The organism is Ruminococcus sp. RTP21484sp1_RTP21277st1_D2_RTP21277_210401 (assembly GCF_040924225.1).
Lineage (GTDB): Bacteria > Bacillota > Clostridia > Lachnospirales > Lachnospiraceae > Blautia_A > Blautia_A faecis.
Genome location: NZ_JBCOMJ010000010.1, coordinates 80,567 through 93,172, shown reverse-complemented (window position 1 = coordinate 93,172; position 12,606 = coordinate 80,567). Strand labels below are relative to the sequence as shown.

9 protein-coding genes are annotated in these 12,606 nt (G+C 43.8%); all 9 read right to left on the bottom strand.

Annotation, left to right across the window (positions count from 1 at the left end):
- Positions 1 to 28: 28 nt before the first annotated feature.
- The 9 genes from AB5706_RS08890 to lepA all read right to left on the bottom strand — a co-directional run bounded on the left by AB5706_RS08890 (position 29) and on the right by lepA (position 12,535).
- Positions 29 to 1,147, bottom strand: a complete 1,119-nt coding sequence (locus tag AB5706_RS08890; RefSeq protein WP_118579689.1) for a hypothetical protein — start codon at positions 1,145 to 1,147, stop codon at positions 29 to 31.
- On the bottom strand, positions 1,144 to 1,578 hold the full coding sequence (locus AB5706_RS08885; RefSeq protein WP_118579692.1) for a hypothetical protein: 435 nt from the start codon (positions 1,576 to 1,578) through the stop codon (positions 1,144 to 1,146). Before AB5706_RS08885 ends, AB5706_RS08890 begins: the two co-directional genes overlap by 4 nt.
- A 92-nt stretch (positions 1,579 to 1,670) precedes the next feature.
- Positions 1,671 to 2,411, bottom strand: coding sequence for a ComF family protein (locus AB5706_RS08880; RefSeq protein ID WP_118579695.1), 741 nt, complete (start codon positions 2,409 to 2,411; stop codon positions 1,671 to 1,673).
- Positions 2,308 to 4,584 carry an SF1B family DNA helicase RecD2 gene (gene recD2 / locus AB5706_RS08875; protein ID WP_173734905.1) on the bottom strand — a complete coding sequence of 759 codons (2,277 nt, stop codon included), beginning with the start codon at positions 4,582 to 4,584 and terminating at the stop codon, positions 2,308 to 2,310. The genes AB5706_RS08880 and recD2 overlap by 104 nt, the downstream gene beginning before the upstream one ends.
- A 219-nt stretch (positions 4,585 to 4,803) precedes the next feature.
- A complete protein-coding gene (gene mreB / locus AB5706_RS08870; RefSeq protein WP_148461733.1) occupies positions 4,804 to 5,793 on the bottom strand; it encodes a rod shape-determining protein in 990 nt (329 codons plus the stop codon).
- Between the two features lie 210 nt (positions 5,794 to 6,003).
- A complete protein-coding gene (gene uvrA / locus AB5706_RS08865; protein ID WP_173716153.1) occupies positions 6,004 to 8,841 on the bottom strand; it encodes an excinuclease ABC subunit UvrA in 2,838 nt (945 codons plus the stop codon).
- A gap of 159 nt (positions 8,842 to 9,000) precedes the next feature.
- The gene (gene hemW, locus AB5706_RS08860) at positions 9,001 to 10,137 is read right to left on the bottom strand and encodes a radical SAM family heme chaperone HemW (RefSeq protein ID WP_148461735.1); all 1,137 of its coding nucleotides are present in this window, start codon (positions 10,135 to 10,137) and stop codon (positions 9,001 to 9,003) included.
- A gap of 56 nt (positions 10,138 to 10,193) precedes the next feature.
- Positions 10,194 to 10,625 carry a hypothetical protein gene (locus tag AB5706_RS08855; RefSeq protein ID WP_148461736.1) on the bottom strand — a complete coding sequence of 144 codons (432 nt, stop codon included), beginning with the start codon at positions 10,623 to 10,625 and terminating at the stop codon, positions 10,194 to 10,196.
- A 101-nt stretch (positions 10,626 to 10,726) separates the two neighbouring features.
- Positions 10,727 to 12,535 carry a translation elongation factor 4 gene (lepA, locus tag AB5706_RS08850; protein ID WP_330382770.1) on the bottom strand — a complete coding sequence of 603 codons (1,809 nt, stop codon included), beginning with the start codon at positions 12,533 to 12,535 and terminating at the stop codon, positions 10,727 to 10,729.
- Positions 12,536 to 12,606 lie beyond the last annotated feature (71 nt).

Here is a 12,606-nt window from a genome sequence, read left to right as displayed (position 1 = left end):
TGTTACCATTCACTGCCAAGCAGTAACCTTAAAGATCTTTAAGAGATTCTTCAAGCTTTTTTTCAAAATCAATATCCTTAGCAGCAGGTTTCTCTGCCTGTCTTGGCTTTCTGTCTGCTGCTGGAGAAGCTTTCTTTCTTTTAGGCTTCTCATCCTGTCGGAAGATTGGATTGGCATAAGTACCAGAGTTGTCCTCTGCCTTGCGCTCTTCACGAACAGGTTCTGCATTTATTTTCTTAATACTTCTCTCGGAAGTTGCAACAGAAGCCTTGGGAACTGCTTTTACATAATAGAAGTACTCATCATCCTCATACTCCAGACGCTCTGCACGGCTGTAATCTCCTCCAAATGCAAAGAACTCAAGCACAAGTGCCAGGAGAACAGCTGCAATCGTACAGATCAAAAGCGGAACCATTGCAACAGTTGCATTCAGGTTCATTCCAAAACTTCCAACAAGCATTATAAACACATAGGCAACACCGCCTGTAATAATAGATATCCTCCATGCATGATCAAAAGAGCGGGTACGGATCAGATGTACCAGAAGGATAACTGCTACAAAAGCAACAACTGCAATCCACATTCCCCAGTTCTGTACCAGACCGTCAGCCATGATCTGCAGCTTATCTGTCATCTCCAGATCCGGATTCACAAGAATTGTTGACTGTGATCTTAAAAAACGGATAAAATAATACATAACCACACCGCAGCCAGCCGGAATTGCAGATAAACTGCTCTCCATAAGTCCGCTTCCAATAGGAAGTAATGCCGGAAGGCTGAATGCAAAGGAAAGCGGTGTAAATACAAATGTTACATTCTGTTCACCACTGAACCTCAGGAAAAAGATCATCATCAGAAGGATCAGAACAAGCATAAATGCCGCAATTTCAATTCCAAGTGCATAACTGTGAACAAGGATCAGCACAAAACCAATATACATCATAGCGGAAGACGGCAAAATGGAACAGATCAATGCCAGGATCAGTACTAAAAATACATTATTCAGGCGAGACATATATCCCATATTCGCATTGATCCACAGGAAATAAACCAGTGCAAGAACAAACTTCATTACAGGCAGGATATACATTTCATACTGTCCGTATATTTCTTTTATTTTCTGCTTTAACTCAAGTAATGCTGTCATTTTCTATATCCTCCTGACATTTCACGTCCTGCGAATTTCTTTTCTTCACGAGTATAGATTTTCTCTAATTTCGTCAGCTGAGTGTAATACTGTTTTACACTCTTCTTCGCCTTATGGTACTTCACAGTGTACTGGATATATGTCAGCACAGAATATAATACCAATATCCCTATATATCCCCCCAGGACTACAACTCCAAGAGAGATCAGATCCATCTTGTGCACATTATCCAGCAGATATTCCAAATTATACGCTGCAATCACAGCCAGTATCAATCCATATCCAATTGTTACAAGAAAGAAATTCTTAATCAGCGCCAGACCAATATAGTCACTCCTGTAGTACTTGCTTACTGGAAGATACTTTCTGCCTTCCTGTTTCTCATATACAGCAAGCCGGTCCATTATCTTTACTTTTTCTTCGTTTATCATAAATGGCTCCTTATGCGTTTCTTTTAAAGCTGAAAAGCTATACTCATACAGGATGATTGTATCATATATCCCATGCCATGAAAAGCATTTTTTTACCTGTTGTTTCCAATACACAGCGTGAGAAAATATACATGGGATGCTCCCTTTTCCAGCAGAAGCTTTGCCAGCACATCCATGGTACTTCCAGTAGTATATACATCATCAATAAGCAAGATACGCATTCCTGCAGGATTTCCTACAACCTGAAAAGCTTTTTGAAGATTCTTCTTTCTTTCAGCCGCATCCAGTTTTTTCTGTGATCGGGTAGCATGGCACTTTTTTAGAATAGCAGTATCTACAGGAATCCCAGCATAACGGGACAGTTCTTTCGCCAGAAGTTCAGCTTGATTAAACCCTCTTATGCGCTGCTTTCTTCTATGAAGCGGAACCGGAATGATTATCTGCGGCTTCCATAATGCAAGCATATCTTTTCCGTAGATATACAATGCTTTTCCATAAAAGCGGCTGTATTCCTGACAACCAAAATATTTATATTTCATTATAGAGTATCTCATCCGGTCATCATAGAGAAAAATCCCGCGTCCCTGGTCAAAAGCGCCTGGATGGGCGCCGCAGTCCCTGCAGTATTCTTCATCTCCATTTACCGGTTTTCCGCATTTGTAACACCGTGGCCCCGATACAGGTCTTAAATCTCCGGCACAGTCCAGACAGATCAACTGATGGCTGTTCCTAAGAATCCTGTGACACAGAGGACACCGTCTTGGATACAACAGATCCAGAAAGTTCCTGTATCCTTGCCCAAAGAGAGCTGTAACGTTTCTGCTGCTTCTCATTGCGGATCATCTCCCCGAAAGTCTCCTCACTTCCAACTACAGTAACACATTTCCTGGCTCTTGTAACACCTGTATACAAAAGATTGCGGTTCATCAGCATCTTGGGGCCGGAAAGGAGCGGCAGAATAACTGCCGGATATTCTGAGCCCTGGGATTTATGTATGGTTATAGCATAGGCAAGTTCCAATTCTTCCAGCTGCTTAAAAGAATAGTCAGCGAAACGTCCATCCTCAAATTCCACAGTGGCAGTCTCTGCAAATTCATTGATTTCCTTCAGAATGCCAGTATCTCCATTAAATACGCCCACCCCTTCTTCTACAGGAATTCCGTATTTCCCCCGGACTTCCCATTCCAGCTGATAGTTGTTCCGAATCTGCATAACCTTGTCTCCCTCACGGAAAAGCCGTTCTCCAATTTCTTTCTCTTTTTTACCTGATTCTGGTGGATTCAGGTATCTCTGTAAGATCTGGTTCATCCTCTCTACGCCCAGAAGCCCCTTTCGCATTGGAGTCAGAACCTGTATTTCAAAAGGTCTTGCATCCACATACTTCGGCAGTTTCTCCTGAATCAGTGCGATGACCACGCGGATAATAATATCGGCATCATATCTCTTCAGGAAAAAGAAATCGCGGCTTTTGTTATCAAGGGAAACCTGCTCTCCGTTATGGATCTTGTGTGCATTTACTACAATATCACTGTGAGAGGCCTGCCTGAAAATTTTCTTCAGTTCTACTACTGGAAAAACGCCGCTTTGAATAATATCCCGCAGCACATTTCCAGGACCTACACTTGGCAGCTGGTTCTCATCTCCTACCAGAATGATCCTGGTTCCCGCAGTCACCGCAAGAAGCAGTGAATGCATAAGAAAAATATCCACCATAGACATCTCATCAATAATGATTACATCTGTATCCAGCGGATTCTCTGCATTCCGTTCAAAATGAACACCCTGAGACTCTCTGCCATCCTCATCCGGCACACCGTTCAATTCCAGAAGCCGATGTATTGTCTGTGCTTCATAACCTGTAGCTTCTGTCATTCGCTTGGCTGCGCGTCCTGTAGGTGCTGCCAGACGAAGAGTTGCGCCTTCGCCCTCGAAAAAACGAATAATTGCATTGATCGTGGTAGTTTTACCGGTACCTGGTCCTCCTGTAAGTACAAAAAGGCCATTTCCAGCAGCCTCTACAACAGCCTTCTTCTGCATTTCCTCCAAAACAGTACCTGTTTCTTTCTCAATCTGGGCAATTCTTCGCTCCATCATCTGCTCATTCTGTGGATAACGGATATTTAATTCAGTGAGCATTCTTGCTGTATTCAGTTCCAAGCGGTAATACTGGCTTGGATAAACCAGTACCTCTCTGTCATTCTCTTTTAAAACAACATTCCGGTCAATTGCCATATCCATCAGATGTTTCTCCATATAAGAAACATCTACCTGAAGCAGCTGGGAAGCTCTGTCAAACAGTTCGTCCTTCGGAAGATATACATGTCCTTCCCCTGAAGCTTGGAGAAGAGTATACATCATACCGCTGCGGATCCTGTAATCTGAATCTGCATGTATACCAATACGTGACGCAATGGTGTCTGCAATTTTAAAGCCAACTCCCGAGATATCATCTGCCAGACGATAGGGATTCTCCTGAAGCACACTGTATACGGACTGACCATATTTCTGATATATCTTTGCTCCAAGATTCAGGGAAATGCCATATTTCTGCAGAAACATCATGGCTTTTCGCATATCTGCCTTCTCAGTCACCTGTACTGCAATCTCTCTGGCTTTCTTCTCACTGATTCCCTTGACTTCCGCCAGCCTTTCCGGTTCTTCTTCCACTATTCTAAGGGTATCCTCGCCAAAACACCGCACAATTCTGGCAGCAAGTGCTGCACCTACCCCTTTAATCGCTCCGGAACCCAGATAACGTTCCATAGCCTGGGTGTCCTCTGGTGCCTTTTCCGCATAAGACTGGATATTAAATTGTCTGCCGTATATATGATGCTGGGAAAACTGTCCCTCAGCTTCAATGGTCACACCCTGTGTAACGTCAGGAAATGTTCCTACACAAGTCAGCTCTTCCTCTGAATCCGCGGTCTTAAGAACCATAACTGTATATCCATTTTCATCATTACGGAATATGACATGATCTATATAGCCTGTAACTTTCTCACTCATTTGTTCTTCTCCTGCCGCCAGCACTAACCAAAGGGCACTGCTAGAATGTGTTTGAAGAAGTATTCCCGCAATCTGCACGCCCCACTTTGCAGAAAGCCTTTTTCAAACACGCTCTAGAACGCAGTACCCTTTTCATTATAGTTTACATAATATTTTATCTTTTGCAAAACAGAATAGCCAAATTATATGTTACTGTTTACGCTTTTCAAAGCAATCAGATTATTCTTCCATCCTGGTAATTACTTCCGCATATTTACCGGTTCCCACCACAACCGCAGACATAGCATCCTGCACAGTCAGAGTGCTTACGCCGGTCTTCTGCTCAATGAGGGTGTCCATTCCATGGAGCAATGCTCCGCCACCTGTGAGAACAATTCCTCTGTCTACAATATCTGCAGCCAGTTCCGGCGGAGTTTTCTCAAGCACTCCGTGCACAGTCTCCACAATCTGATTGGTAGCATCCCTCAATGCAATACGGATTTCTTCTGAAGTCAGAGTTACAACCTTGGGAAGTCCGGTGATCACATTTCTGCCTTTTACCTCCAGCATCCGCGGAGATGCTTCCTGGCAGGCAGTTCCGATTTTTATTTTTATGTTCTCAGCGGCCTCTTCCCCAATAAAAAGGCTGTGATTTTTTCTCACATAGCTCATGATTGCCTGGTCGAAATTATCTCCGGCAACCTTTACGGAAGCAGACACAACAGAGCCAGCCATGGAAATCACGGCAACATCAGTGGTTCCGCCTCCTATATCCACGATCAGATTACCAAAAGGCTTCGTCACATCTACTCCGGCACCAATTGCAGCTGCAATCGGCTCTTCCACAAGAAACACTTCCCTTGCTCCGGCCTGATAAGTAGCTTCCTCTACTGCCTTTCTTTCAATCTCTGTGGTTCCGCTGGGGATACAGATACTGATTCTAGGCTTTCGAAAAGCATGGCGACCCATTGCCTTGGAAATGAAATACTTCAGCATCTTCTCCATAACCGTATAATCTACGATCACTCCCTGGCGGATTGGCCGGATTACTTCCATATTTGATGAAACATGTCCGGTCATCTGTCTGGCTTCCTCACCGATTGCTTTTATTTTCTCTGAGTTCTTATCATAAACCACTACAGACGGCTCACTGACTACCAGCCCCCGTCCAGTGGAATATACCTGACTGTTTCTGGTTCCCAGGTCAATTCCAATATCACTGGCAGGCATTAAATTCCCCTTTCTCTCAAAACACTTTATCACACTTTCTCTGCAAGAATTGTGCCGTAAATGATTACCATTCACATTCCGAACTGTAATCATAAACACCACATTCTGCAGATGTGACTTTATAATTGTCTCATAGATTTTTCATAATTAATAGTCTTCGTACCATTATAAACAAAAATGCTTCAATTGGAAAGAGGTTTATTATCAGAATCACTTCAAATATTTCGCAACATAACGTCCTGTATAAGAAGCTGGATTCTTCGCCACTTCTTCAGGTGTTCCCTTGGCAACAACTGTTCCCCCGCCATCTCCGCCTTCCGGTCCGATATCAATTATATAATCAGCGGTCTTGATCACGTCCAGATTGTGTTCAATTACAACAACCGTATTTCCACCATCCGAAAGTCGACGCAAAATCTCCACCAGTTTCTGAACATCTGCAAAATGCAATCCGGTGGTAGGCTCATCCAGAATATAAATAGTCTTACCTGTACTGCGCTTACTCAGCTCTGCAGCCAGCTTAATACGCTGTGCTTCTCCGCCGGAAAGAGTGGTGGAAGGCTGTCCGAGACGAATATAAGAAAGACCGACATCATATAAGGTCTCTATCTTCCTTCTGATGGATGGAACGTTCTCAAAGAACGTCATTGCCTCCTCAACTGTCATATTCAGTACATCGTAGATGCTCTTATCCTTATACTTCACTTCCAGAGTTTCCCGATTATAGCGCTTACCCTTGCAAACTTCACAAGGGACATAAACATCTGGCAGGAAGTGCATTTCAATTTTAATAATACCATCACCACTGCAGGCTTCACAGCGTCCGCCTTTTACATTAAAGCTGAAGCGCCCTTTCTTATACCCCTTTGCCTTGGCATCTGCTGTAGCAGCAAAAAGATCTCTGATCTGGTCAAACACGCCTGTATAAGTAGCAGGATTAGATCTTGGTGTACGGCCAATTGGAGACTGGTCAATGGCAATTACCTTATCCAACTGGTCTATTCCAATAATTTCATCATGCTTTCCCGGGATCACGCGGGCCCTGTTCAGATCCCTTGCAAGATGTTTGTAAAGGATTTCATTGATCAGAGAACTCTTTCCTGACCCGGAAACACCTGTAATGCAGGTCATAATTCCAAGAGGAATATCCACGTCTATATGTTTGAGATTATTCTCTGCCGCCCCCTTAACAGTCAGATAACCGGTAGGTTCCTTTCGTACTTCCGGAACCGGGATTTTCAGTTTTCCGCTGAGATATGCTCCTGTAATGGACTTCGGATTCTGCATAAGTTCCTCAGCAGTGCCCATTCCAACAAGCTGTCCACCATGTTCTCCTGCGCCGGGTCCGATATCTACAATACAGTCCGCTGCGCGCATGGTATCCTCATCATGTTCAACCACTATAAGACTGTTTCCCAGGTCTCTTAAGTGCATCAAAGCACCAAGAAGTTTATCATTATCCCTCTGATGCAGACCAATACTTGGCTCATCCAGAATATAGGCAACCCCGACAAGGCCGGAACCGATCTGGGTAGCAAGACGGATTCTCTGTGCCTCTCCGCCAGACAGAGTACCAGTGGCACGTGCCAGGGAAAGGTACTCCAGACCTACATCTGCCAGGAACCCCACTCTGGCTCTGATCTCCTTTAGTATCTGCTTTCCAATAAGCTGCTGCTGCGGAGACAGCTGCATTTCTGCCAGAAATCTCTTCAGTTTATCAATGGACATATTGGTAATTTCATAAATATTCTTATCCGCTACCGTAACCGCAAGTGACTCCTTCTTCAGTCGCTGACCCTTACATGCTTTACATGGAGTGATCTGCATAAAGCTCTCGTATTCCTGTTTCATAGATTCAGAGCCAGTCTCTTTATAGCGCTGTTCCACATTCCTTATAAGGCCTGGAAAAGCCACATCATAAACACCCTCTCCGCGCTGTCCCTTATAATAAACCTTCACAGAATGTCCGCCTGTGCCGTATAGAATAATATCCTGTATCTTCTTGGGATAATCTTTAAAAGGTGTATCCAGATCAAAACCGTATTCCCTGCAAAGGGCATTCAGAATAGCATTGGTAAAACTGCTCTTATCTGTGCAAGACTGCCAGCCCATCACTACAATAGCCCCTTCAGAAATGCTCAGAGACTTATCCGGGATCATAAGATCCGGGTCAAATTCCATCTTATAACCAAGGCCAAGACACTCCGGGCAGGCCCCAAATGGGTTATTAAATGAAAAACTTCTTGGCTCGATCTCATCAATACTGACTCCACAATCCGGACAGGAAAAGCTCTGGCTGAAATTCATATAATCTCCGTCCATTGTATCCACCACAGCCAATCCGTCAGCCAGATTCAATACTGTCTCAAGAGAATCTGTAAGTCTTTTCTCAATTCCAGGCTTCACGATCAGACGGTCTACAATAATGGCAATCGTATGTTTAATATTCTTATCCAGGGTAATCTCCTCAGAAAGTTCATACACATTTCCATCGATTTCCGCACGTACATAACCGCTGCGTCTGGCCTGATCCAGTAATTTCGCATGGGTACCCTTGCGTCCTCGTACTACCGGTGCAAGAAGCTGGATCTTGGTGCGCTCCGGCAATTCCATAATCTGATCCACCATCTGGTCTACTGTCTGCTTGGCGATCACCTTGCCGCATTTCGGACAATGTGGAATACCAACACGGGCGTATAAAAGACGGAAATAATCATAAATTTCTGTCACCGTTCCTACTGTGGATCTGGGATTGCGGTTAGTAGACTTCTGGTCAATAGAAATAGCCGGTGGAAGTCCCTCTATGCTCTCCACATCTGGCTTCTCCATCTGGCCAAGGAACTGTCTGGCATAGGAAGACAGAGATTCCATATATCTTCTCTGCCCTTCTGCATAGATCGTATCAAATGCCAGTGAAGACTTTCCTGATCCGCTTAAGCCGGTAAGAACTACAAACTTATCTCTGGGAATATCCACACTGAGATTCTTCAGGTTATTCTCATTGGCTCCTCTGATTCTGATAAACTGTTTCTTATTCTCTGCTGCCATCTGTTCCTCCATTTCTTAACCGGAAAGCACCGGCTGTAACTCCCTGTATCCTGATCTGATCCGGAATCCTCCGGCTCAGACATTTCTTAATGTGTTCTTCAAGAATATCACAAGAACATTTGTTCGTCAACCATTTCTAAATTCTTTTTTCACCAAAACTTACAGCAAAAAATCTGCCATCACTGCATTACTCACATGAACGCCTTCTCTTGATAAAAATATCCTGCCGCTTTCTTCCAACAGCAGTCCCTGTTTCTTATATTTTTTCAGAACTTCTCCATATATATTCTCTATTACAGTGCCGAAATACTCCTGAAATTCCTTTTTGGACACACCCTGTGTCATACGAAGTCCAAGAAACATAAACTCTGCCATCTCATCTTCTCTTGTAAGAAGTTCCCTGTTTTTTCGAATTTTTTCTGGTGCACTGCTGTTTTTCAGATATTCCTGCATATCGGAAGTATTGGAAAAACGTTCCTTTCCCAATAAGGAAGCCGCTCCAAGCCCAAGCCCCAGATAATCCTTTCTCTGCCAGTATCCTTCATTATGTCTGCATTCACACCCTGCTTTTGCATAGTTGGAAATCTCATACTGATGATAGCCATACTCTTTCAGAACTACAGCAACATCTTCATACATGCGGTACTCCGTATCTTCATCAGGCAAATCCAGCTTTTTTCTGGAAAAAGGGGTGCCCTCTTCAATAATAAGACTGTATGCCGAAATGTGCTCCGGGCCAAGTGCCGCCACCATCCGAAGGTTCTCTATCCAACCTTCATAACACTGTCCCGGAATGGCAAACATCAGATCCACATTTATATTGGAAAAGCCAGCCTCTCTTGCCATCTGAAAGCTTTCCAGAAACTGTGCATAATTATGAATTCTTCCAAGCATAGCCAGTTCCTTATTGTTTGGCGACTGTAAGCCAATGCTGATCCGGTTAATTCCGTATTTTCTGTAAATAGAAAGTTTCTCAGGCGTCAATGTTCCAGGATTTGCTTCAATCGTTACCTCCGCATCCGCCGAAAACAAAAAATAATCTCTCAGCCCCTGTAAAAGCTTTTCCATTACATCACATTCCGGCACAGAAGGTGTTCCCCCGCCAATGAAAACTGTATCTACCGGACGTTTTTTCAGATTCTTTGAAACCGTCTCCATTTCCCGTAAAAGTGCATAAATATAAGCTTCCTGCCCGGCCCTGGTAGAGGGACCTGACAGGAAGTCACAATAATCACATTTCTTTATGCAAAACGGGATGTGAAGGTACAATTCCAAACCATTCTTCTTTGTTCCCATTCTGATTTTCTCCACATTGTTTATTTTCTTCTGTTTACAATGCTGTTTCTGTAAAATTAATCTCCACTACCGGTCTCAGTTTCTTCATCTGTTGAATTTCCAGTAGCATCACTGCCGCTGTCAGACGAATCTGCAGCAGTCTGCTCTTCTGAAGAGCCGCTCTTACTGCTGCCTGCAGCCTTTCCCTCTTCTTTTTGAACCAGATACTCATTCACCATAGTCACGCTTCCGCTTTGCGCTACCGCATCTTTATTTACCTGGCGAGGTACCGGCGTAGGTGTTGCTGTAGGGATCGGCGTGATCTTCATTACGCCCTGCGACTCTGCGTCTGGTGCTTTCACCGTTTTCTTCCCACATGCACAGCTGCCTGCAAAAATTACGATCACCAGCAGGATCACTGTCAAAATCCCGCCCTTGATCCACTGTTCCCTGTCTTTTTTATAACTTCTCTTTATTCTTCTTATCAAAATACGTATCTTAGCTTTCATCGGATACCTCCGCGTCTGATGCCAGCTGGCATATATCTTATGTCAATCAGTCACACTCAGACACCTTTATTTGTTGCTTTTCACCACAGGATTGACAACAATTAATTTTCATCCAGTTTCAGTACGCTCATAAATGCTTTCTGCGGAATCTCTACGTTTCCAACCTGGCGCATTCTCTTCTTACCTTCCTTCTGTTTTTCCAGAAGTTTCTTCTTACGAGAAATATCACCGCCGTAGCACTTGGCAAGAACATCTTTACGCATAGCCTTAACCGTCTCTCTGGCAATGATTTTGCTTCCGATTGCGGCCTGGATTGGAATTTCAAAGAGCTGACGCGGAATCTCATCTTTCAGCTTCTCGCACATCTTGCGGCCTCTTTCATAAGAAGTATCTGCATGCACAATAAAAGAAAGGGCATCCACTTCTTCTTTATTTACCAGAATATCCAGTTTCACAAGCTCACTTCTCTCATAACCACAAAGTTCGTAATCCAGAGACGCATATCCTCTGGAACGAGATTTCAGGGCATCAAAGAAATCGTAAATAATCTCATTCAATGGAAGCTTATATTTCAGAAGAGCTCGTGTCTCTTCCATATATTCCATGCCAAGATACTGACCACGGCGCTCCTGGCAAAGATCCATAATGGCACCGATAAATTCTGTAGTTACCATAATCTCAGCATTCACGATTGGCTCTTCCATATATTCGATCTCAGATGGATCTGGAAGATTGGTCGGATTTGTCAGATCAATCACTTCGCCGTTTGTCTTGTGTACTTTGTAAATAACGCTTGGAGCTGTAGTAACAAGATCCAGGTCATATTCACGTTCCAGACGTTCCTGAATGATTTCCAGATGAAGCAATCCAAGAAATCCGCAGCGGAAACCAAATCCAAGAGCAACAGATGTCTCCGGCTCATAGAATAAAGAGGCGTCATTTAACTGCAGTTTCTCCAAAGCATCACGAAGATCCCCGTATTTCGCTCCGTCAGCCGGATAAAGGCCGCAGTAAACCATTGGATTTACTTTCTTATATCCAGGCAAAGCCTCCTCACATGGACGGTTATTGTCCGTAATAGTATCACCAACACGAGTGTCTCTTACGTTCTTAATGCTGGCGGTAATATAACCTACCATTCCAGCTGTCAGTTCCTCACATGGAATAAACTGCCCAGCTCCAAAATACCCAACTTCCACAACTTCTGCCACAAATCCAGTGGCCATCATACGGATGGTTGTGCCTTTGCGGACTTTTCCATCTACCATTCGGCAGAAAACAATGGCACCCTTATAAGAATCATAAATGGAGTCAAAAATAAGCGCCTTCAGCGGTGCATCCGGATTTCCTGCAGGTGCCGGGATCTTAGCCACTACCTGCTCCAGAACCTGATCTACATTCAGACCTGTTTTTGCAGAAATCTGCGGTGCGTCCTGGGCTTCAAGTCCAATCACATCCTCAATTTCATTGATAACACGCTCTGGCTCTGCACTTGGAAGATCAACCTTATTGATTACTGGAATAACCTCAAGATCATGATCCAGTGCCATATAAACATTTGCCAGCGTCTGCGCTTCAATTCCCTGTGCAGCGTCAACTACAAGGATGGCACCGTCGCAGGCTGCAAGGCTTCGTGAAACTTCATAGTTAAAATCCACATGTCCAGGTGTATCGATCAGATTGAAAATATACTCTTCTCCATCTTTTCCATGATATACCGTGCGGACAGCCTGGGATTTGATGGTAATTCCACGTTCTCTCTCCAGTTCCATATTATCCAGAACCTGGGCCTGCATTTCCCTCTCAGTCAAAAGTCCTGTCATCTCTATAATTCTGTCGGCCAGTGTAGATTTACCGTGGTCAATATGTGCAATAATACAAAAATTTCGAATTTTACTCTGGTCTGTCATTCCAGACATTCCTCCTCTGGTTATGCTTTACTGTTTATTCTATCAAGAGATTATAGCACAGATTAAATCTG